A 21422-nucleotide genomic window follows, 5' to 3' on the forward strand; every position below is an offset into this window, starting at 1 on the left:
GGGCCGCTCTCTATGAAGACGGGGGCCGCTGTCTAGAGCGGTGGTGCTGGATTCCCGCGTAGTTGGCCTTGGGCCGTCGATCCCGCTGCAGGTCCAGGTGGAGCGCCCGCAGCCGCGCAGCGGCGAGGACGAACGACCTGGACGTGCAAGGGCTCGGCGGCAGGATGACCGGCCGCGGGAAGGAGGAACGAACTACGGCGTGACTCGGTCCGGCGGTGACCGGCCGGGCGGCTGGGGAGCCGGGCTCATCTCTCTATCGCCTCCTCGCGGGGAGGATCAGGTCGGGTCGGAGGGGCTTCGCTCCGGTGGCGCATCTCAGGGACGGGCCGTCTACGCGGCCAGAGCGGTATTTGTGGCGCCTGCCGGAGCGAAGGGCTTGTTGTCAGTGAGCATGTGCCAGATCGCCTCGGTGAGCTTGCGGGCAATGTCCACGCGGGCGATCGAGGGGCCTCGCTGGCGGCCCAGCCGGGCCTTGGTGTGCTGGTAGCGGTCCCGGTAGACGGGGTGCCGGGCGGCGTGCGTGGCTGCCTCGATCAGCGCCCAGCGCAGGTACTTCGGGCCGTTCTTGGCCAGCGAGCCGCGCCAGTCATGCCCACCGGACTGGTCCACCGAGGGGCACAGCCCGGTATAGCCGACGAGCTTCTTCGCCGTCGGGAACCGGGTGATGTCGCCGATCTCGGCGGCGATGGTGTAGCCGAGCACCCAACCGATCCCCGGCGCGGTCATCAGCGTGGGCACGTAGCGGTGCTCGGCTCCTTCGCGGCGCAGCGCGGCCTCGCAGTCGTCGATCTCGCCGTCGAGGACGTCGATCAGCCGCAGCGCGGCTGTCACGTCACCGGCCCACGGCTCGGGCAGTCCCAGCCCGTCGAGCAGCCGCCGGCCGGCCACGCCGAACAGATCCGAGACCGGGCAGGGATGACCGAAGGCCAGCAGGGTGGCGTGGATGCGGTTCTTCAGCGCGGTGCGGTGCCGCACCAGGTGCAGCCGCCAGCGGGCCCGCTCCCGGTTGGCCCGCACGCCCGGGCTCGGCAGCCAGATCGCCGGCACCAGATCCCGCCGTGAGAGCTCGGCCAGCACCCAGGCGTCGATCTTGTCGGTCTTGCAGGCCAGCGGCGCAAAGCCCTTGACCTTGACTGCGTCGGCGATCTCCACCGTCCAGCCGCGCAGCTCCAGCTGATCGTGGATGAACCGCGCGCCATTCATCGACTCGATCACCGCCGTGATCGGTTGTCCGAACTCGCCGAGCCGATAGGCCAGCGAGGTCAGGCCGCCGGCGTCCGGCGCCGCCGTCGTAACCGCGACCGACGTCCCTGTCTGGTCCATGACATGCACATCCAGACGAGTCCTGCTCAGATCCAACCCAACGTGCAACATGAGGACCGGGCCTCCTTCCGTCACGCATTCCGGCTCTCACCGCAAGCGTGATCCGGGGGGAGGCCCCCGTCTTCATGGCATTCAGGTGCGCAGCCCACGGGTGTCCGAACAGGTCCCGCCTCGCCTCACGTCGCCGCCGATGACGGCGGTGCTTCGCGCCTGGCCCGGTCCGTGTGCCCCGGTCGATCAGCCAGGTCCGGGCGCCAGGGAGAGGGCGGTACAGCAGCACCGATACCACGACCAGCGCGACGGCGGTGTATCCGGCGAAGACCAGCGCGCTCTCGGGTCGGGTGAGCGCGACGGCGAGCGCCTCGGGGGTGTCGAAGTCGTTGCCGTAGGCGAGCAGCTTGTTCCCGGCGAAGAAGGGCAGGAAGCGGGAGACCTCGACGGGCAGGAACAAGTTGAACAGGTTCTCCAGGACGTACCCCCACACCAGCACGCCGGCGATGGCCGCCGCGCTGTGCCGGACGATCATGCCGATGCCCAGCCCCAGCACCGCCGATAGCGTGGTGAACAGCAGGGCCCAGGCGATGGTGGCCGGCAGCGCCGAGGTCTCGCCCATGTCGAGGCCGGCGAGGGCGGCGCCACCGAAGCCGGCGGCCAGGCCGACGGCTCCGACGACCAGCCCGAGGACGGCGGCGGTCAGTGTCTTGGACAGCGCGATGATCCAGCGCGCCGGTCGCGCGGCGACCGCGGCGGCCAGGGTGCCGTGCTGGACCTCGGCGCCGAAGAGCAGGACCCCGGCGATCGCGGCGAGCATCGAGGTGACGCTGGTCCAGTAGAAGCCGACCTCGGAGACGACGAGCACCTCGTCGGTCACGAACGTCGCGACCGCCCCGAAGACGGCCAGGCGCCCGACGAGTGCGAGCAGGAGGATCGCCCTGTTGGTACGGACGGTCGAGGCCTTGATCCAGTCGCTGCGCAACGTCGCGGCGACAGCCGCGGCGTCACCCCCCCCCCCCCCCCGCGGAACGTGTCGTGGGGCGGTACTGGGTGATCATGGGAGCCGCGGCCGTCTGGTCTGCGCCCGCACCGGTGATGGTCATGTCGTGTCCTTCGGGGTCGGTGGTCGAGGTGCGGATCAGTTGGAGGCGAACTCGGCGGTGGACCGAGTCATGTCGAGCAGGCTGTCCTCTAGCGATCGGGACGTCTCGGTGAGCTCGAGCAGGCGGATGCCGCTGTCGAAGGCGATCTGCGAGACGACGGCGCGGGTGGTGCCCCGGACGACGAGCCGGTCGGCCGCGGCTTCGACGACGAAGCCGTGCGCGGTGAGCAGCGCGACGCGTTCGACCGGCTGCGGGGTCTCGACGATCACGGCGACGTCGTGGCGGCCGGTGATGACCTGGACCGATTCCGCGGCGAGCAGCCGTCCACCTCCGATGACGACGAGGTCGGAGGCGAACGTGCTGAGCTCGCTGATGAGGTGGCTGGAGACGAAGACCGTGCCGCCTCGGGCGGCGAAGTCGCTGAGGTAGTTGCGCAGCCAGCGGATGCCGTCGGGGTCCAGGCCGTTGGAGGGCTCGTCCAGCAGCAGGATATGGAAGTCACGGAGCAGGGCTGCGGCCAGCGCGAGGCACTGCCGCATGCCGAGGGAGAACTTGCCGGCCCGCTGATGCGCTGCCGTCTCCAGCCCCACCTCGGCTACGACGTGCTCGGCCCGGCCGGCGCGGACGCGGCTGATGGCGGCGGTGGCCCGCAGGTGGTTCAGCGCCGTGCGGCCGGAGGGCACGTGGGCATCGAGGACGCAGCCGACAGTCCGGGCCGGCCACTTGAGGTCGGCGTACTGGACGCCGTGGTAGCGGACCTCACCGCTGTCGGGTCGGGTCAGCCCGACCATCATCCGCATGGTGGTCGACTTCCCGGCGCCGTTCGGGCCGACGAAGCCGGTGACCCGGCCGCCGGCCACGTCGAAGGTCATGTCGTCGACGGCGAGCCGTTTGCCGTACTGCCTGGTGAGCCCGTGACTGTGATCATGAAGGCGCTCCGTACCTGTCCGGTGGAGGTGGGCTGACCGCTGCGGGGCTCGCGCGACCGACGGTCGACGTCAGGCATCGCGGATGCAGCAGTCGGAGCGCACTCGGGCCAGCGTGGGTGAACTCGTGCACCGGATGGGTCGTGAGGCCATTCCCTGGACGACGTACAGGATCCGTACGGCGTGCAGCGCACGGTTCGCCCTGGACGGTGACCGCGTCACGGGGCAGCGGCCGGTCAGGGCGAAACGGCCCGCTCCGTGGCGGCAGAGTCGGCGGTACCGACACGGGAAGCCGGTCAGGCGGAGTGGATTCCCCGCGGGCCGGACCGGCCCGGCAGCTCAGCCGGCGTGGGGCCGTCCGGGGTCGCGCGTGCGGTGATGCCGTCCAGGACGCGGCGCAGCCCCCACAGGTACTGCTCGGTGGAGACGTAGCCGGCCATGGTCGCCGCCGCCTCGGCCCCGCGGGGAAAGCCCTCGGTCGAGGCCGCCGAGAAGGCCGCCTGCCGGATGGCGACACGTTCGGACTCCGGCGGGAGCGGCCCGGGACGGTGCGCGGCGGCGACCTCCAGGGCGATCGAGCCGAACGCGTAGACGATGAGCAGGTAGGACGCCCGGGCCGCGTCGGTGGGATCGAGGCCGGCGTCGACCAGCAGCTGCAGAAGACGCTCGTTGAGGGCGAGCGCGTGCGGGCCGTCCATCGGGCCGCCGATCACCAGTGGGACCGCACCGGGGTGCGCCGACAGGTGCGCCCTCAGCTCCAGAGCCAGGGCCTCCACCCGCTCCCGCCAAGGCTGCGACCGGTCGGCGAACATGTCATGGTCGACGCCGCCGAGCAGCCGCTCAACGAGCGCCCTGATCACGGCGGCCTTGTCCGGGAAGTACGTGTAGACCGCGTTCGGCGCCACCCCGACCCGGGCGGCGATGCCTCGCACGGACGCCGCGTCCGGCCCGCCCTCATCGAGCAGATCCAGTGCCGCATCGAGGATCTCGTCGTCGGTGAGAGCCCGCCGCGGCCCGCGACGGCGGCCCTCTGAGGTAACGGACATCGGGTCGACCTACCCCTTGACGGCAGCAGCAACCAGGTCGAGCGTTCCCTGTACGGCGTCCAAACGCTGTACGTCGTTCAGGAGCCCGTGATGACCCAGCCCGATACAATAGGCCTCCGCAGGACGACCGGGGGGCTGTTCCTGGCGGGCGCGGTCGCGTTCGCCGGCGCCGCCACGGCGCTCTCCTCCACTTTCGACTGGCCCGACATCCTGCGCGAACCGGCCGACGTGGTGCTGCCCGCCGTCGTCGCCGGCGGAACGAGCCTGATCTGGACGTGGTTCGCCACCGCCTGGACGTACGCGATCCTGCTCGTTCCAATCCTGCTCCTGCCCGCCGCACTGGGGTGGCGACGCGATCCGGTGCTGCAGGTGGCCACCTACGTGGGCGCCACCTCCGTGCTGCTGTCGCTGATCGGATTCCTTCGCTGGGTGTTCGTCGTCCCCCCGCTGGCCGACTCCTACGTCAGCGGGGACGCCGTCACCCGCGCCGCGGTCGAGGCGGCCTGGACCGCGCAGCACCAGTTCGGCGGCGCGCTGCTCGGCGAGCACCTGGGCCAGCTGCTGGCGGTCGCCTGGTCCGTCGCGATCAGCGTGACCATCCTGCGCACGCAGGTCCTGCCCCGCTGGCTCGGCATCGCCGGGCTCGTCGTGAGCGCGCTGTACCTGACCAACCAGGGCGACATCCTCGCCACCGCCCTACCCGGCTTCCCGGTGTGGGACCTGGGCGGCTTCCTCGGCAGCAGCGCGTGGGGGCTGTGGATCGCCGTCCTCGGCGTCCTGCTCGTCCTGCGGTCACCCCGCCCGGTGCCGCCCGCGGATGACGCAGTCCCGGCGGGCGCCGGCGCCTTCCCCGCCCCCCGCGCACCGGTTCCGGCTGACGTCATGACGGCGCTACCGTGACCCGCCCCGAGCCGACGCCAGCGCCCCGCTATCGGCCTTGGCTGATCTGGACCGCAGGATTCCTGGCCTTTCCGCTCGCCGGCCTGGCCGGCACCGCGGTGGTCGGCCGGGTCGACTCACCGGTGGCCGCTCTGGTCGGTGGGGCGGTCGCCGGCCTCGGCATCGGGCTGGGCCAGACGCTGGCCAGCCGAGGACGCCTGGACATCCGCCGATGGGTGCCCGCCACCGGCATCGGGATGGGACTGGGTCTGCTGCTGGGCGCCGTCGTCGTGGGCTACCGGACCTCACTATCCGACCTGGCCCTGTTGGGCGCGCTCACCGGCGCCGTCCTCGGGCCCGCACAATCCCTCGCCCTGCCCCGCGGCACGCGGTCGCGCTGGGTGTGGGCCGCGGCGCTGCCGGCGCTGTGGGCGCTGGGCTGGACCACCACCACCCTGGGCGGGATCTCCGTCGACGAGCAGTTCACCGTCTTCGGCGCCTACGGCGCGATCACCTTCTCCGCGCTGTCCGGGCTCCTCCTGCTCCGACTGCTACCCGAACGCCCCGCAGCCGGCTCGCCGCCGGCGGCGGCGACTGTCCCGGCACGCGCATGACCACCCCGCGGCACGTCATCTTCGGCACCGGCGCCATCGGCCTGGCCACCCTCGACGCGCTGCGCCGTCGCGGTGAGGCCGCCCGGCTGATCAACCGCTCCGGGCAGGCCCGCGTCCCCGACGATGTCGAGGTCGTCGCCGGTGACGCCCGGGACCCGGCGTTCACCACCGAGGTGGCCCGCGGCGCCGGCGTGGTCTACCAGACGCTGAACCCGGCCTACGCCGAGTGGCCGGCCCAGTTCCCGCTGCTTCAGGCCGGCGTGCTCGCCGCCGCCGAAGCGACCGGCGCCCGGCTTGTCAGCATGGAGAACGTCTACTCCTACGGCCGGCCGGCCGGACGGGTGCTCACCGAGGACCTGCCCGACGGCGCGCACGCCAGGAAAGGCCGGCTGCGCGCCCGAATGGCACGCGAGCTGCTCGCCGCCCACGACGCCGGACGGGTCGAGGTCGCGATCGGGCGCGCGTCGGACTACTTCGGCCCCCGCGGCGGCGCCCAGTCCAACCTGGGCGACCGCGTGTTCCCCGCCGCCCTGGCCGGCAGGACCGCCACCGTGCTCGGTGACCCCGACCAGCCACACACCTACACCTACGTCCCCGACATCGGCGAAGGCCTCGCCACCCTGGGCGAGCACCCCGACGCCCCCGGCCGGGTGTGGCACCTACCCAACGACCCCGATACCCGCAGCACCCGGCAGCTGATCGACATCGTCTACCGGCAGGCCGGCCGGCCCCACGGCCGGCTCCGCCGGCTCCCCCCGGCGCTGCTGCGCGCCCTCGGCCTCGTCAACCCGACCATGCGGGAACTCGTCGAGATGCAGTACCAGTTCGCCGAGCCGTTCGTCGTCGACAGCAGCAAGATCACCGACAAGCTCGGCGTCGCGGCCACCCCAGTTGACCAGGCCCTCGCCGACACGCTGCGCACCTACCGCCATGGCTGACTCCGGCATCAGCGTGTCTGTGGCGCCGAGGCGCAGGGTGCGCTGCCCGGGCGGCACCGCCGGAGCGACTCCGTCCCCAGCGGCCAGCGCCCCACCACTCCTGCACGACCCGGTCAACGACGAGAGAAGACGGTCCCGATGGCGACCACGCAGTCCAACAACCTGAGAGGTCCCCCCGCCGCGCCCGGGGGACCGACGACCATGACGGCGGTCGTACAGGACCGCTACGGCCCGGCCCCCGAGGACCTCCTCCGGGTCGCGCAGATCGCCCGGCCCACCATCTCAGACGACGAGGTCCTGGTGCGCGTGCGCGCGGCCAGCGTGGACCGCGGCACCTGGCACATCATGGCCGGCCTGCCCTACCCCATCCGGCTCGCCGGCTTCGGGCTCCGCCGGCCCAAGTACGCCAACCCGGGCCGCAACCTCGCCGGCACCGTCGAGGCCGTCGGCGCCGACGTGACCGGCCTCGCCCCCGGTGACGAGGTGTTCGGAATGGCCACCAGCACCTTCGCCGAGTACGCCCCCGCCAGCCCGGCCAAGCTGGCGCCCAAGCCCGCGGCCCTCACGTTCGAGCAGGCGGCCGCCGTCCCGATCTCCGGCAGCACCGCGCTGCAGGCCGTCCGCGACCACGGACACGTCCAGGCCGGGGAGACGGTGCTCGTCATCGGCGCCTCCGGCGGCGTCGGCAGCTTCGCCGTGCAGCTGGCGAAGGCGGCGGGAGCGGAGGTCACCGGCGTGTGCAGCACCACCAAGATGGGCCTGGTCCGCGCGCTGGGCGCCGACCACGTCATCGACCACACCCGCGCCGACTTCGCCGACGACGGGCACCGCTACGACGTCGTCCTCGACACCGGCGGCAACACCCCGCTGCGCCGCCTCCGCCGCACCCTCACCCCGCGAGGACGACTGGTCATCGTCGGCGGGGAGACCGACGGACGACTGCTCGGCGGCAGCGACCGCCAGTTTCGGGCGACCCTGCTGTCCCCGTTCATCAGTCAGCAGCTCGGCACGTTCGTCGCATCGGAGAACGCCACGGACCTCAACACCCTCCGCGGGCTCATCGAGGCCGGCACGGTCACCGCAGCCGTGGACCGGACCTACCCGCTCACCGGCGTCAGCACGGCCATCCGTCACCTGCTCGACGGGCAGGTCCGCGGCAAGCTCGTCGTCTCCGTCGCCCCCACCACCCCAACTCCGGACTCCGGGAGCACGGCATGACCGAGAACCCGAACTCCTACCCTGTGCGCGTCGACGCGGCGCTGGACCCGTCGCTGTCCCGCGGGCTGTGGCTGGTCAAGTGGCTGCTGCTGATCCCGCACATCGTCGTGCTGGTCCTCCTGTGGGTGGCGTTCGCCGTCGTCACGGTGATCGCGTTCTTCGCGATCCTGTTCACCGGTCGCTATCCGCGGTCGCTGTTCGACTTCAACGTCGGGGTCATGCGGTGGTCCTGGCGGGTGCACCACTACGGCTACTGGGCGCTGGGCACCGACCGCTATCCCCCCTTCACCCTGGCCGAGGTGCCCGACTACCCGGCGCACCTGGAAGTCGCCTATCCCGAACGGCTGTCCCGCGGCTTGATCTTCGTGAAGTGGCTGCTGGCCATCCCGCACTTCCTCGTCCTCGCCATCTTCGTCGGCGGCGGGCTGTGGCTGGGCACCCGCGCCGGAGACGCCGACGACAGCTGGGACAACGGCGCGAACGCCGGCTGGAGCCTGGTCGGCCTCCTCGTGCTGATCGCCGCGCTCGTGCTGCTGTTCACCGGCCGGTACCCCCAGCCGCTCTACGACTTCGTCCTCGGCATGGACCGGTGGGCGCTGCGGGTCGGGGCCTACGCGGCGCTGATGACCGACCGCTACCCACCCTTCCGCCTCGACACCGGCGGCACCGACCCCGGTTCCGTTCCCATGCGGCCCGTCACACCGCCGCCTCCGGTGCCGACGACGCCGCCGCCGGCCCCTGTCGCCCCCATGAGCTGAGGCTCTACACACGTTGTCAACCGCACCGGACGTAGGGCCGCGGCGGTGCTCCGGCGAGGCCGACGCCACCCGAACCGCCGTCGCGCACCACGCGGCCGCAACACAGAAGCGCTCGGTCGCCGCGCGCTCACCTCCCCAACACAGGAGCTCCAGATGTACCCGGAACGCGGCACGACTGTCAGCCCCTCCCTCCTCATCCGGGCAGCCGCCGTCGCGGCGGTCGCCGCAGGCGCGCTCTTCATCGGAATCCAGATCGGCCATCCCCCGCTCGACCTCACCACCATCACCACAACCGAAGTGGCGGTGCGCAACAGCTTGAAGGTCCTGATGGCCGCGCTGGCGCTGGCCGGGATCACCGGCATGTACCTGAGCCAGATCCGCCGCAACGGAGTTCTCGGACTCGTGGGCTACCTGATCCTGGCAGCGGGCTACCTGCTCATCATGAGCTCCACCTTCGGCTTGGCGTACGTCCTGCCCTCGATCGCCGAGACCGATCCGTCCTACGTCAGCGACGTCCTCACCACAGTCACCAGCGGCACGGCCACCGGCGACATCGGCGTCCTGGGCCCGCTGCTCCAGGCCCAGGCCGTGTGCTATCTGGCGGGCGGTCTGCTCTTCGGTGTCGCGCTGTACCGGGCGCACGTCCTCACCCGCTGGGCGGCCGCCCTGCTCGCGGTCGGTGGCCTGGTCAGCGCCCTTCTCACCGTGCTGCCGGACGCCTTCTACCGACTGATCGCCTTTCCCAACGGCATCGCGTTGATCGGCCTCGGCTACTCCCTGTGGCTGTCCCAGCGACGGGCCGGCGACCGGACGGCCGCCGCCGCCGAGAGCCGCCCCGAGCGCACCGCGGTTCGATGACGTTCTGGAACTCGACGTGGCGGGTGCCGATCGCCCTGGCGGCGCTCGGCACCATCCCGGTGACCGCCGGCGCACTGCGCCTCGTCAACCTGTCCGGCGGGACGACCGCGATGGTGTCCGATGCTCGGTACGACGCAACGCCGCTGCCGGTGGTGCTGCACATCGTCTGCGCCGCGGTGTTCGCCATCGCCGGCGCCTTCCAGTTCGCGCCACGCCTGCGCCGCCGCCGGCCCGGCTGGCACCGCCGAGCTGGACGAGTGCTCATCGTCGCCGGGCTCGGCGTGGCGCTGTCGGCGCTGTGGCTGAACCAGTACTTCCCGCGCGAGGGCGCCACCCGCGAGCTGCTGTACCCGCTGCGACTGGTGTTCGGGGTGGCGCTGGTGGCCACCCTCGTCCTCGGGTTCCTCGCCGCCCGGCGCCGCGACTTCGCCCATCACCGGGCGTGGATGATCCGCAGCTACGCCATCGGCCTCGTCGCCGGCACCCAGGTCTTCACCCTGGGCATCGGTGAAGCGGTCTTCGGCACCGGCGAGCTGACCACCGCGCTCCTGCTGGCCGCGGCCTGGGCCATCAATCTCGCGGTCGCCGAGCGAGCGATCCGCAACCGGCCCCACCGGCGAACGTCCGTGACCATTGGCCGTATGGCGCCCAGCGATCAGCCCGAACCGGGCAGCAGGACGGCTGACGGCCCCCGCCGACCCACCGATGACCTCGGGGTGCCGGCGCAGCGGCCGGGCACCGGGTCGACAGCGGCGCGCGCGGCGGGGCGCCCGTAGCGGCCCCACGCGCCCACCCGGGCCTCACTGCGGCGGCGGAACCCCGGGCGGTTGCATCTGCCAAGAGTTGCGTGTGCCAATCGCTGCGGCTGCCAATCCGCTGGCGATCGGCAACGTGCAACTCCCGCCGCAGCGCCTCCTGCGCTCACCCCGACCCGTCGTGCCCGACGAGGACGCCACCGGGTACGTCCGCCGTCCGGGCGGCTTCTCCGATGTCCTCGCGCGCTGCCGTTGCCTCCGTCATGCGCCGCAACCTACGACGGCCGGCGCCTCCACCGGGCCCTCTTGTCGGAGGTCCTGACCTCCGGTCCTCGACATCAGGACGTTGGTCCCGACCGAGGTGACCGCCGCCTCCGTCCGGAGACGGCACGGACGCGGAGGCTCAGGGGAACTGCCGAACGAGGAGCCCCCCATGCCGAACCCGCACGCACCGCACCAGCCCCCGACGGCCACCGTCCCCGACCGGCAGCCGGTGGCCGGCCCCCTCCACCATGCGCTGGAGGCTGCCGCCGACGCGGCGGTGCTCGCCCCGTCGGTGCACAACACCCAGCCCTGGCACATCGTGCTGCACCCCGACCGGCTGGACCTCCGGGCCGACCGGTCCCGCCAGCTCACCGTTCTGGACCCGCTCGGACGCGAGCTCGTGCAGAGCGTCGGCGCGGCCCTGCTCAACACCCGGGTCGCGCTGGCGGCAGCCGGGTGGGCCGTGGAGGTCGACCGGCTCCCGGACGGCGACGACCCCGACCTCCTGGCCGTCGTCCGGCCCGTGGACGGCGATCCCGACTCGGCGCTGGCCGACCTGGCCCCCGCGATCCCCAGACGGCGGACCAACCGGCGGCGCTTCGACGACGACCGGCTGCCGGAGGACCTGGTCCAGGCGCTGGCACGGACCCTGACGGCCGAGGACACCCAGCTCCTCCCGGTGGTGCGCGACGAGCACCTGCAGCTGCTCGCCCGCCTGACGGAGCAGGCCGACGAGCTGCAGAACGCCGACTCCGCGTACCGGGCCGAGCTCCGCCGCTGGACCAACGAGCAATTCTCCCACGGTGACGGCGTCCCCGCGGCATCCGTGCCGCACGTCGACGGCCGACAGCACGACGAGCTCCCCCTCCGTGACTTCGACACCGCCGGTGCCGGCCAGCTCCCCGCCGAGACGCACTCCGGCACCGGTCAGACCCTGGTGCTCCTGGCGACCCGGCGCGACGACCCCGGGGCCTGGCTGCGGTCCGGCGAGGCGCTGGAACGTCTCCTGCTGGGGGTCACCGCGATCGGCTGGGCCGCCAGCCCCCTCACGCAGACCATCGAGGTCCCGGTGACCCGCACGCAGCTGCGCTCCGCGCTCGTCTGGGACGCCCATCCGCAGTTCCTGGTGCGCATCGGCCGCGCCACCGCGACGGCCAGGACGCCGCGCCGGCCGCGCTCCACGGTGGTGGACAACAGCACCCGGCCCCCCGAGCCGCCACCGCACCCGCCACGGCCCACCCGGACCGGCTGGCCGGTCTCGCCCCCGCCGGGTGTCTCCGGACGGCGCCCCGTCTCCGACGGACGCGGAGGGACGACGTGGGTGTGACCGCTGTGTTCCGGCCCGTCGTCGCCGGGATCGACGGCTCCCCTGCCTCCCTGTCCGTCGCCACGGCCGCCGCTCGGCAGGCCCGTCGGGCACTGCGGCCCCTCCGCCTGGTCCAGGCCTCCCCCGGAGGGAACTCACGCTCCCCGGCAACCGGAGGGCGGGGCCGGCGCGGGTCCGCCGACCAGCTGGAGGCGGTCTGCGCCGCGGCCCGATCGGAGGCACCGGCCATCCCCCTGCGGGTCGTCCTGCAGGAGGGGCCGGCCGACGTGGTGCTGCTCGACGAGTCGCGGACGGCAGCCCTGCTCGTCCTCGGTTCGGGGGTCACCGCCGCGCACCGGGAGCTCGGCCCGGTCGCGGCAGCGGTCGTCCGGGCCGCGATGTGTCCGGCGCTGCTCGAGCGCCCGATCCCCACGGTCGCGCGCGGCGTGGTGGTCGGCGTGGACTGCGGTCCGGGAACCGTCCCGTTGCTCGCCGCGGCGATGACCGAGGCGTGCCTACGCAGCACCTCGCTGCTGGTGGTGCACGCCTGGGGACGGCGAGCGGACGGCGACCGGCATGCGCCCTACGACGGAGCCGTGGCCGAGTCCGAGCGCCGGCTGGTCGAGCAGCACGTGCTGCCGTTCCGGCAGACCCATCCGGGCGTCCCCGTCACCGTCCGCACCGTCCACGGGGGGTGCAGCGAGTCCTCCTCGCCGCCTCTTCCACGGCCGAGCTGGTCGTGGTGGGCCGGTGCGGCATCGGGCGTGGGGTGCCGCACGACACGATCGGTCCCGTGGCCACTCGATCCGCCGCGCCGGTCCTCGTCGTGCCCGTCGGCCCGGCTGTCCCGGAGCCCGACCGGCAGCGCGCGCGACGCACCGCCGTAGCCCTCTCGCACTGAGCGCCACGTCCGCCGGTCAGGGGCGCGCCGGCAGCGCGCCTCAGCGGTGGAGCACCGCGGCGCCGGGAAAGCGCCCGTGCGCGAGGTCGACCAGTGCACGAGGGGCGTCGTCCATCGGGTAGGGCACCGTCGTGGCCCGGATCCCGAGCCGGCCGGCCAGGGCCAGGAACTCCTCGCCGTCCTGGCGGGTGTTCGCGGTGACGCTGCGCAGCCGCCGCTCCTCGAACAGCTCGGCGGCGTAGTCCAGGGGCGGGATCCCGGAGAGCCAGATGCCGGCCACGGCCAGGGTCGCGCCGCGGTCCAGGGCCCGCAGTGCGACCGGCACCAGCTCGCCGGCCGGCGCGAACAGGATCGCGCCGTCGAGCGGCTCGGGAGGCGCATCGGTCGCCGCACCCACCGAGTCCACGCCCAGCTCCCGCGCCAGCCGGCGGTTGTGCTCGCCACGGGTGAGGACGTGCACGCGCAGCCCCTGGGCGAGCGCCACCTGGGCGGTGAGGTGGGCGCTGCCCCCGAAGCCGTAGATGCCGAGCCGTCCGGCGGGTGGGACACCGGCGCAGCGCAGCGCCCGGTAGCCGATGATGCCGGCGCACAACAACGGGGCGGCCTGCTCGTCGGCCAGCTCGTCCGGGAGGGCGTAGGCGAACCGCTCGTCGACGAGGCAGGCGTCGGCGTAGCCCCCGTCGAGGTCCCAGCCGGTGAACGAGGGCGCGAGGCAGAGGTTCTCCTCCCCGCGACGGCAGAACCGGCAGCTGCCGTCCGTGCGGCCGAGCCACGCCACGCCGACCCGGTCGCCGACGGCGAACCGCCCGGCGCCCGGCCCGACCGCCGCCACGCGGCCGACGACCTCGTGCCCGGGCGTCACCCCGGGGCGACGCGGCGGCAGGTCCCCCTCGGCCAGGTGCAGGTCGGTCCGGCAGACGCCGCAGCAGGTGACGTCGATCCGCACCTGCCCCGGCCCGGGCACCGGCTCGTCCCGGTCGACCCGCCGCAGCGGCCCGGCGTCGATCGGCGCCGGCCGATCGACCACCCAGGCGCGCACTTCCGCTCCCCCAGGCGGTCAGGCCCGGGCCGGGACGCCGGGCGCCTGCTCGGGGATGCTCACGCCGGACGGCTCCGGACGAACCACGAGCACCGGACAGGAGGCGTGCACCACGCAGTGCAGGGCCACCGAACCGAGGACCATGCCGGTCAGCCGGCTGCGGCTCCGGCTGCCCACGACGAGCAGCTCGGCGCCCTCCGCCCTGCGCACCAGCACCTCACCGGCCGCGCCCACCTCGGCGACCACGGAGACGTCCTCGCCGAGCGGCTCGCCGAGGACCTCGGCCACGAGGCGCTCGACGCGACGCCGGAACTCCGGCAGCGACTCGTCCAGGGGCGGCGGGACGACGGCGGTGATGTCGGTCCAGTAGACGACCGGCTGGTGCGCGGCGACCACCTCCAGTGCCGCCCCGCGCCGCCGGGCCTCCTCCGCCGCGCGCGCCAGCGCGGTGCGGGCCACCGCGGAGTCGTCGAAGCCCACGACCACGCGTGCGGCAGCCGGCTGCAGCGGCGCGTGCACGACGACGACCGGGCAGGGCGCTTGCGTGGAGCAGTGCAGCGCCACCGACCCCAGCAGGGTGCTGCGGACGCCGCCCCGCCCGCGGCTGCCGACGACCAGCAAGCGCGCGCCGCGGGCCAGGTGCACCAGGTGCTCGGCGGGCTCCCCGGCCGCGATCGTGAAGAACACCTCGACGGCCGCGGCGCGCGGCACCGCGGTCACCACCGGATCGCTCATCGCCCGGGCGACGAAGGCCCGGGCGCGGGCCTCGGTGTCCGACCGGAGGGTCTCGATCCGACGGGGGTCGATCAGGAGCGGGTCGTTCCAGTAGTCGTCGACCGGGAAGGCGCTGACCACCTCGACGTCCGCGCCGGAGCGGGCCGCCTCCGCCAGGGCCCAGACCAGGGCGGCGAAGGCGCCCGGGGACCCGTCGACGCCCACCACGAGCCGGGCGCCACCCGGTGCCGCGCTCCCGCTGTCCGCGCGTCCTGCTGTCCCGGTGTCCGTCCGCTCGTTGGCCACGCCGTCACCCCTGCTCTCTGCTCCGGTCTCTGCGGGTCCAGCCTGGCCCGGCTCTCCCGACGGGAACTGCGGTCAGTCGGCCCGGCCGCAGGGGACCTTCGGCCCATCCGTCAGGCCGTCGCAGCCTCGAGAGACGTCCTCCGGCTGCCCGCCGGGTGCACGACCATGGCCGGGCACCGGGCGTGCATCGCGCAGTGCAGGGCCACCGAGCCCAGCAGCGCACTGCGGACCGCACCGCGCCCGCGGCTGCCGACCACCAGCAGGTCGGCGTCCTCGGACCGCTGGGTCAGCTCGACGGCGGCCGGGTCGGCGGCGGCCACCAGCCGCGTCGGCACCGAGCCCGCACCGCGGTCCACCGGGACGCCCAGCTGCCCGGCCACCTCGTGCAGCAGGTCCCGGATCCGCTTCTCGGTGTCCTCGCGGATCTCCGCGAGGCCCCGGAAGGCGACCGGGGCGCCGGTCATCCAGTACAGCTCGGCGGCGTAGCTGGAGACGGGCTCCAGCACCGCGCCACGGCGCGTGGCCGCCGTCAGGGCGTAGCGGAGCGCATCGCGGGAGCCGGGCGAGCCGTCCACTCCCACGACGACCCTTCCCGCCGAGGGGGAGCCGCGTCTGCGCCGACGTCCATGGGCCCTCCTCGGTCCTGCCCGGCGCGGTCGCCGGGGCGTCGCTGCGACCACGGCCCGCCCACCCGGCACCGTCCCGGGCCGTGCGTCCCGCTCGGCAGGGACTGTGGTCCCTCGGCCGGCGAGGAGGGCCGGAGGTCCCCTCCGACGTGCGTCCGCCGACCCTGGGGGACCGCCGACCCGCCGCCTAGCGTCCCGCACAGGAACCCGTCGAGGAGGAGCCGTGCAGGCCAGAGACATCATGACCCGCGAGGTCGTCACCGTCGGACCGGACACGTCCGCCAAGTACGCGGGGGAGGTCATGGCCGAGCACGGCTTCGCGGCCCTGCCGGTCGTCGACGACGAGGAACGGCTCGTCGGCATCGTCGCCGAGGCCGACGTGCTCCGCGACCGGATGCCCCAGGACCCCCGTCTGCACCTGCGCCGCGACGGGGAGGGTGCGGGGCCTCCGTCGCTGCTCGTCCGCGGGGTGATGACCCGGGACGTCCGCTCGGTCGAGGGCGCCGCCGACGTGGCGGACGTCGCTCGGTTGTTCGTCGACGACCGGCTGCGCAGCGTGCCGGTCGTCGACCGCGACCGCCTGGCGGGCATCGTCAGCCGACGTGACCTGCTGCGGGCCCTGATCCGCCCGGACGAGCAGATCCGGCACGACCTGCTCCGCCTGGTCGAGGGCTACACCGGGGACCTCGACTCGTGGTCGATCTCGGTCGCCGACGGCCGGGTCACGATCCAGCGCACCCGCGGCATCCCCGAGCCGTCGGCGGAGGTCGAGGAGCGGGCGCTGGCCGCGCTCGCCCGGACGATCGGCGGCGTGGTGAGCGTCCAGGTGCTCACCGCGGTGGACCCCGAGATCCCGTCCGCGAGAGGCCCTGCTCCATCAGTGGCCGAACACGCCTGAGGAGACGGCGATGACACGCTCGACACAACCCCGCCCCGTGGTCGTCGGCATCGACGGCTCGGAGGCCGCCCGTACGGCTGCCGCCTTCGCCGCCGGGGAGGCGCGGCAGCGCGACACGTCCCTGCACCTGCTGCACGCCCTCTCCTGGCCGCTGGCCGGCATCGCCGCGCGCACCGAGCCCGACATGGACCTGCGGACCATGCTGCGGACGGGCGCCGAGACCATGCTCCGCGGGGCCGCGGCCGAGGCGGCCGACGTCCTCGGCGCCGAGCGGGTCACGTGGTCCGTCGTCGAACCCGATCCGGTCACCGCGCTCTGGGAGGCCTCCGACGACGCCCAGCTGATCGTGGTCGGCAGTCGGGGGGTCGGTGGCGTCGCCGGCCTGCTCGTCGGCTCCACGACCAACGGCCTCGTCGCGCACTCCTCCTGCCCGGTCGTCGTGCTGCCCGACCCGACCTCGGCCGCCGTCTCCCCGCGCTCCTCCGTCGTCGTCGGCCTGGAGGGCCGGCCGGAGGACGACGTGCTGCTCGAGTTCGCCTACGCCGAGGCCGCCGCACGCGGCACCGACCTGGTCGCGGTGCACGCCTGGCAGGACGTCGCCCCGGAGACCGCGTTCCAGTCGATGAGCCCGCTGGTCGACTGGGCCGGAGTGCTCGCCGACGAGGAACGGGTGCTCGCCGAGGCGCTGGCCGGCTGGCGGGACAAGGACCCCGACGTGCCCGTCCGCGAGGCGGTGCTGCGCGAGCGGACGGCCCGGGCGCTGGTGTCCGTCGGCCTGACCGCGCAGCTGCTCGTGGTGGGCCATCGCCACCGCTCGCCGCTGACCCGCCTGGGGTCGACGACCCACGGCGTCCTGCACCGGGCGGGCTGCCCCGTCGCCGTCGTCCCGATCCCCACCGGCGGTGCCCGATGACCGCACGCGGCCCCCGGGTCCTGGTGACGGCAGCCAGCAAGCACGGCTCCACGCACGAGATCGCCTCGGCCGTCGCCCGGTCCCTGACCGACAGCGCGGCGGGTCGGAGCGTGGGTCTCTTCGCCTCCGCGATGCCCGCGGAGAACCGTCCCGATCCGTCGGGCTTCGACGCCGTCGTCCTCGGCAGCGCCGTCTACGCCGGCAGTTGGCTGACGGCGGCCAAGGACCTCGTCACGGCGCACACGGCTGCCCTCCGTGCCCGACCGCTGTGGTTGTTATCCAGCGGCCCCATCGGCGCTCCCCCCTTCCCGCCGGACGAGCCGTACGACGCCGGGACCTTCGCGCAGATGCTGGGTGCCCGCGGCCACCGGGTGTTCCCGGGCCGCCTGGACAAGACCCGGCTGTCGTTCGGTGAACGCGCGATGGTGACCGCCATGCGGGCCCCGGTGGGTGACTTCCGCGACTGGGCCGCGGTCGCCGCGTGGGCCGAAGCCGTCGCGGCCGAACTCGCAGCGATCAGGTCGGGAGCGCCGGTGGCATCGGCCGACCGGTTCCCGGGCTGAACGACGGGAGGTGCCCGGGGTGCCCACCACCGACCAGGATCGCGTCGTCGTGGCCCTCGACGAGGCCGAGTGCCACGCGCTGCTCCAGGCCGGCCGCATCGGTCGGCTGGGCTTCACCCGGTACGCGCTCCCGGCCATCCACCCGGTGACCTACTGCGTCCGGAACAGCGAGGTGGTCATCCCGGCCCTCCCGCACAGCGAGTACCTCCCCGGCACACGGAACGCGGTGGTCGTCTTCGAGATCGACGCCTACGACGAGGCCGATCGGACCGGGTGGAGCGTGAGCCTGCTCGGCCGCTCCTACCAGATCCACGACCCGGCCGAGGTGACGGCGTGCGATGCCCTGCCGTGGCCCCACCCGACCACGGCCCCGGGCCGCTGTTACGTCGCGGTACGGGTGGGACCGCTGCACGGATGGCGGACGGTGCCGCACCTCGTGGCGTGACGTCGCCCCGGTGGCGCTCCCCGTGACCGGTTCACGGATCCCCGATGAGGCCGGTTCCCCCGTGCCCTCGTCCGTGCCAGTCTCGCAGACGGGGGTGGTCGACCATGCCGACCCGGCCGCACGCCGATCCTTCGACCAGTCCGCCCAAGGACTCGCCCCTGGCCGGCATGCGGCTCGCCGAACTGCTGCAGGAGGTCCAGGACCGGCTGACGACCGTCGCCGAGAGCCAGGCCCGCATCCAGCACCTGCTCGACGCCTTTCTCACCGTCTCGACCGGACTGGACCTCGAGGCCACGCTACGGCGCATCGTCGAGACTGCCACCGACCTCGTCGACGCACGTTACGGAGCGCTGGGCGTGCTCGCACCGCAGGGCGGACTCGCCGCGTTCATCCACGTGGGTATCGACGACGAGCTCGCCACACGGATGGGCAACCTGCCCGAAGGCAGGGGCGTGCTCGGCCAGCTGATCACCGAGCCGTACCCCCTCCGCATCGCCGACCTCAGCCGGCACCCGGCCTCCGTGGGCTTCCCGCCGCACCACCCGGCGATGCACACCTTCCTCGGCGTCCCGGTCCTGGTTCGCGGGGAGGTCTTCGGCAACCTCTACCTCACGGAGAAGCGAAGGGGTGAGTTCACCGCCGAGGACGAGGCCGTCCTCAGTGCGCTCGCCGGGGCTGCCGGCATCGCGATCGACAACGCCCGCCTGTACGAGGAGGCCGAAGAGCGGCGCCGGTGGACCACCGCCATCTCCGACGTGCGGGCCAGTCTGCTCGACGCCTCACTGCCCGACGAGGCCCTACGGCTGATCGCGCTGCGGGTCAACGAGCTGACCGGTGCCCGAAGCACCCTGATCCTCGTCGGCCCCTCTCTCACCGACGGCGCCTACGAGGTCTGCGTCCAGGTCGGGGCCGGGCTCGACGACCTGACCGGGCAGCGGCTGACCACGCTGGACAACCCGGTCCTGGAGGCCGTGGGCTCGGTCGACGGTGTCGTCACCGTCGGCATGCAGGAGGTAGGGGACCACCAGGGTCCCAACGCCCATGTCGACTGGGGTCCCTGCGTTGCGGTGCCGCTCAGGGGAACGCACAGCGAGGACGCCGTCCTCATCGCAGCCCGGGGTGCGGGAGCCCCGGCTTTCGACCCCCTGACCGCTCCCCTCATCGCCGCCTTCGCCGACCAGGCGGCTGTCGCCCTCGACCTCGCCGCCCGTCAGCGGATGTCCCGTCGGCTGGACGTGTACGAGGACCGGGACCGGATCGCCCGGGATCTGCACGACCACGTCATCCAGCGGGTCTTCGCCGCCGGCCTGAGCCTTCAGTCGGTCCTCCCCCGGATCCAGGACGTCCAGACCCAGCGCCGGATCAGCACCGTCGTCGCGCAACTGGACGAGACCGTCCGCGACATCCGGACGACGATCTTCGACCTGCACAACACCGAGGACATCGACGAGTCGCCCGGTCTCCGGCGGCGGCTGCTGGACATCGTCACCGAGACCGCGGCGGCTGTTCTGCGGCCCACGGTGCGCATGTCAGGAGCGGTCGACAACCTGGTCACCGGCGACCTGGCCGCCGACGTCGAGGCGGTCGCCCGGGAGGCGGTGAGCAACGCCGCCCGCCACTCAGGTGCAGACCAGGTGACCCTGACCCTGGACGTCACCGACGAGGTGGTGCTCGAGGTGAGCGACGACGGACGGGGCATCAGTGAGCGCGCCGCCCGCAGTGGGTTGAGGAACATCGAGGAGCGCGCTGCTCGACGCGGCGGCGGACTGGTCGTCGAGCCGCTGTCGGACGGTGGCACCCGCGTGCGCTGGTGGGCACCGCTGAGCTGAGCTGGCGGTTGCGAGCAGTCAGCTGTGGCGAGTGCCGGGCGAGGAGCTGCGCAGCTCGGTGGCCAGCACCGCGGCCTGCGTACGGCGCTCCAGGCCGAGCTTGGCCAGCAGGTGGGAGACGTAGTTCTTGACCGTCTTCTCGGCCAGGAACATGCGCTCCCCGATCTGCCGGTTGGTGAGCCCCTCCCCGATCAGCTCGAGGACGGTGCGTTCCTGCTCGCTCAACTTGGCCAGCGGCCCCGCCGGCTCAGCGGCCCGGCGCAGCCGCTCCATCACCGCAGCAGCCGCCGTCGGGTCCAGCAACGACCCGCCGGCCGCCACCGTGCGCACCCCGCTCACGAGGTCCTGGCCGAGGATCTGCTTGAGCAGGTACCCCGAGGCGCCGGCCATGATGGCCTCGTACAGCGCCTCGTCGTCGCTGTAGCTGGTCAGCATGACGACCCTCAGCTCGGGCATCCTCGACCGCAGTTCCCGGCACACCGAGACGCCGTCCCCGTCCGGCAGGCGGACGTCGAGGATCGCGACGTCCGGCCGCAGGGCCGGGACGCGGGCCAGGGCCTCGGAGGCGTTCTTCGCCTCTCCCACGACCTCGATGCCCGGGTCGCCCTCGAGGATGTCGGCCACGCCCCGGCGCACCACCTCGTGGTCGTCGAGCAGGAAGACCTTGATCGCGCCGGCTTCCTCGGCCACCACTCCCCCACTCCCTGCGCAACGACGGCGATCCCCGCCGGCACCGCGCCGGGAGGGCCCTCCGCCCAGGCTAGGTGCAGCGCCAGCCCGCGGAGGCAGGGCCGAAGGTCCCGCGTCGGACGGGCCGTCCCTCCCGCGTCCACGCCCGTCCGCCCGAGCCGAGCAGCGCGTCCCCGCACCGGACGCCGCATCGACCGGCGCACACCATCGGGGCCGTGGAGACACGGGCTGGGGTCCTCGGCCCCCGGCCCGCTCGCCGCGAGGACGCGGAGGGTGGCTCCGACCCGCGAGGAGGAGCCCATGTCCCAGCCCGGATCGCGTCCCCGGGGTGGTGCGCGGCCGTGGCCGGTGATCGCGGGCAGGACGGGGTGGCTGTACCCGGCCGGCACCGTGCTCGCCGCCGGTGCAGCCCTGCTCGCGGCCCCGGGTCCGCTGCGCTCCGGACCGGCGGGCGGCCGGACGGGCTCCTCCGCCGTGAACGCGCCCGTCGGCGCGGAGATCGTGGCGCTCGTGGTG

22 protein-coding genes are annotated in these 21422 nt (G+C 73.7%); 15 read left to right on the forward strand and 7 right to left on the reverse strand.

Translation table 11 applies throughout. From position 1 onward, the window contains the following. Positions 1-330: 330 nt before the first annotated feature. Positions 331-1374 carry an IS110 family RNA-guided transposase gene (locus BUB17_RS22320; protein WP_083606010.1) on the reverse strand — a complete coding sequence of 348 codons (1044 nt, stop codon included), beginning with the start codon at positions 1372-1374 and terminating at the stop codon, positions 331-333. 446 nt (positions 1375-1820) lie between these two features. Here BUB17_RS22320 and BUB17_RS22325 point away from each other — a divergent pair, with 446 nt between their 5' ends. Beyond that, on the forward strand, positions 1821-2156 hold the full coding sequence (locus BUB17_RS22325) for a hypothetical protein (RefSeq protein ID WP_141243153.1): 336 nt from the start codon (positions 1821-1823) through the stop codon (positions 2154-2156). 299 nt (positions 2157-2455) lie between these two features. On the opposite strand, the gene BUB17_RS22330 is transcribed toward BUB17_RS22325, so the two are convergent. Both BUB17_RS22330 and BUB17_RS22335 read right to left on the reverse strand, forming a co-directional pair. After that, on the reverse strand, positions 2456-3292 hold the full coding sequence (locus BUB17_RS22330) for an ATP-binding cassette domain-containing protein (RefSeq protein ID WP_072920870.1): 837 nt from the start codon (positions 3290-3292) through the stop codon (positions 2456-2458). Between the two features lie 350 nt (positions 3293-3642). Beyond that, positions 3643-4392, reverse strand: a complete 750-nt coding sequence (locus BUB17_RS22335) for a TetR/AcrR family transcriptional regulator (protein WP_083606533.1) — start codon at positions 4390-4392, stop codon at positions 3643-3645. A gap of 90 nt (positions 4393-4482) precedes the next feature. On the opposite strand from BUB17_RS22335, the gene BUB17_RS22340 reads away from it, so the two are divergent. The 9 genes from BUB17_RS22340 (at position 4483) to BUB17_RS22380 (ending at position 12869) form a co-directional block, all read left to right on the forward strand. Further along, on the forward strand, positions 4483-5292 hold the full coding sequence (locus tag BUB17_RS22340) for a DUF4386 domain-containing protein (RefSeq protein ID WP_083606534.1): 810 nt from the start codon (positions 4483-4485) through the stop codon (positions 5290-5292). Further along, positions 5289-5885 (forward strand): hypothetical protein, encoded by a 597-nt coding sequence (locus tag BUB17_RS27125; protein WP_072920871.1) that lies wholly within the window; start codon positions 5289-5291, stop codon positions 5883-5885. The genes BUB17_RS22340 and BUB17_RS27125 overlap by 4 nt, the downstream gene beginning before the upstream one ends. Beyond that, a complete protein-coding gene (locus BUB17_RS28345) occupies positions 5882-6823 on the forward strand; it encodes an NAD-dependent epimerase/dehydratase family protein (protein ID WP_072920872.1) in 942 nt (313 codons plus the stop codon). The genes BUB17_RS27125 and BUB17_RS28345 overlap by 4 nt, the downstream gene beginning before the upstream one ends. Positions 6824-7024: 201 nt before the next feature. Continuing rightward, entirely contained in the window at positions 7025-8041 is a 1017-nt protein-coding gene (locus BUB17_RS22355) for an NAD(P)-dependent alcohol dehydrogenase (protein ID WP_072920873.1), read from the forward strand. Continuing rightward, positions 8038-8799 (forward strand): DUF4389 domain-containing protein, encoded by a 762-nt coding sequence (locus tag BUB17_RS22360; protein WP_072920874.1) that lies wholly within the window; start codon positions 8038-8040, stop codon positions 8797-8799. The genes BUB17_RS22355 and BUB17_RS22360 overlap by 4 nt, the downstream gene beginning before the upstream one ends. Before the next feature lie 153 nt (positions 8800-8952). After that, positions 8953-9657 (forward strand): hypothetical protein, encoded by a 705-nt coding sequence (locus tag BUB17_RS22365; RefSeq protein ID WP_072920875.1) that lies wholly within the window; start codon positions 8953-8955, stop codon positions 9655-9657. After that, complete coding sequence (locus tag BUB17_RS22370; protein WP_072920876.1) at positions 9654-10433, forward strand: DUF2306 domain-containing protein; 780 nt, start codon at positions 9654-9656, stop codon at positions 10431-10433. Before BUB17_RS22365 ends, BUB17_RS22370 begins: the two co-directional genes overlap by 4 nt. A 412-nt stretch (positions 10434-10845) precedes the next feature. Beyond that, positions 10846-12003 carry an Acg family FMN-binding oxidoreductase gene (locus tag BUB17_RS27130; protein ID WP_072920877.1) on the forward strand — a complete coding sequence of 386 codons (1158 nt, stop codon included), beginning with the start codon at positions 10846-10848 and terminating at the stop codon, positions 12001-12003. Continuing rightward, positions 12000-12869 carry a universal stress protein gene (locus BUB17_RS22380; protein WP_072920878.1) on the forward strand — a complete coding sequence of 290 codons (870 nt, stop codon included), beginning with the start codon at positions 12000-12002 and terminating at the stop codon, positions 12867-12869. Before BUB17_RS27130 ends, BUB17_RS22380 begins: the two co-directional genes overlap by 4 nt. A gap of 54 nt (positions 12870-12923) precedes the next feature. On the opposite strand, the gene BUB17_RS22385 is transcribed toward BUB17_RS22380, so the two are convergent. The 3 genes from BUB17_RS22385 to BUB17_RS28350 form a co-directional block, all read right to left on the reverse strand. Next, a complete protein-coding gene (locus BUB17_RS22385; protein WP_072920879.1) occupies positions 12924-13922 on the reverse strand; it encodes a zinc-dependent alcohol dehydrogenase family protein in 999 nt (332 codons plus the stop codon). A gap of 18 nt (positions 13923-13940) precedes the next feature. After that, on the reverse strand, positions 13941-14942 hold the full coding sequence (locus BUB17_RS22390; protein WP_083606536.1) for a universal stress protein: 1002 nt from the start codon (positions 14940-14942) through the stop codon (positions 13941-13943). A gap of 110 nt (positions 14943-15052) precedes the next feature. Further along, positions 15053-15871 (reverse strand): universal stress protein, encoded by an 819-nt coding sequence (locus BUB17_RS28350; protein WP_083606539.1) that lies wholly within the window; start codon positions 15869-15871, stop codon positions 15053-15055. Here BUB17_RS28350 and BUB17_RS22400 point away from each other — a divergent pair. The 5 genes from BUB17_RS22400 (at position 15792) to BUB17_RS22420 (ending at position 20216) form a co-directional block, all read left to right on the forward strand. Continuing rightward, complete coding sequence (locus BUB17_RS22400; protein WP_072920882.1) at positions 15792-16466, forward strand: CBS domain-containing protein; 675 nt, start codon at positions 15792-15794, stop codon at positions 16464-16466. The genes BUB17_RS28350 and BUB17_RS22400 overlap by 80 nt on opposite strands. A gap of 10 nt (positions 16467-16476) precedes the next feature. Further along, a complete protein-coding gene (locus BUB17_RS22405; RefSeq protein ID WP_072920883.1) occupies positions 16477-17379 on the forward strand; it encodes a universal stress protein in 903 nt (300 codons plus the stop codon). Further along, the gene (locus tag BUB17_RS22410) at positions 17376-17942 is read left to right on the forward strand and encodes a flavodoxin domain-containing protein (protein WP_072920884.1); all 567 of its coding nucleotides are present in this window, start codon (positions 17376-17378) and stop codon (positions 17940-17942) included. Before BUB17_RS22405 ends, BUB17_RS22410 begins: the two co-directional genes overlap by 4 nt. Positions 17943-17961: 19 nt before the next feature. Beyond that, entirely contained in the window at positions 17962-18387 is a 426-nt protein-coding gene (locus BUB17_RS22415; protein ID WP_072920885.1) for a pyridoxamine 5'-phosphate oxidase family protein, read from the forward strand. Positions 18388-18491: 104 nt separating this feature from the next. After that, positions 18492-20216 carry a GAF domain-containing sensor histidine kinase gene (locus BUB17_RS22420; RefSeq protein ID WP_072920886.1) on the forward strand — a complete coding sequence of 575 codons (1725 nt, stop codon included), beginning with the start codon at positions 18492-18494 and terminating at the stop codon, positions 20214-20216. 18 nt (positions 20217-20234) lie between these two features. Here BUB17_RS22420 and BUB17_RS22425 read toward each other — a convergent pair whose 3' ends face one another. Continuing rightward, on the reverse strand, positions 20235-20909 hold the full coding sequence (locus tag BUB17_RS22425) for a response regulator (protein WP_280173906.1): 675 nt from the start codon (positions 20907-20909) through the stop codon (positions 20235-20237). Positions 20910-21422 lie beyond the last annotated feature (513 nt).

The sequence above is a fragment of the Geodermatophilus obscurus genome (assembly GCF_900143215.1).
Classification (GTDB): domain Bacteria; phylum Actinomycetota; class Actinomycetes; order Mycobacteriales; family Geodermatophilaceae; genus Geodermatophilus; species Geodermatophilus obscurus_A.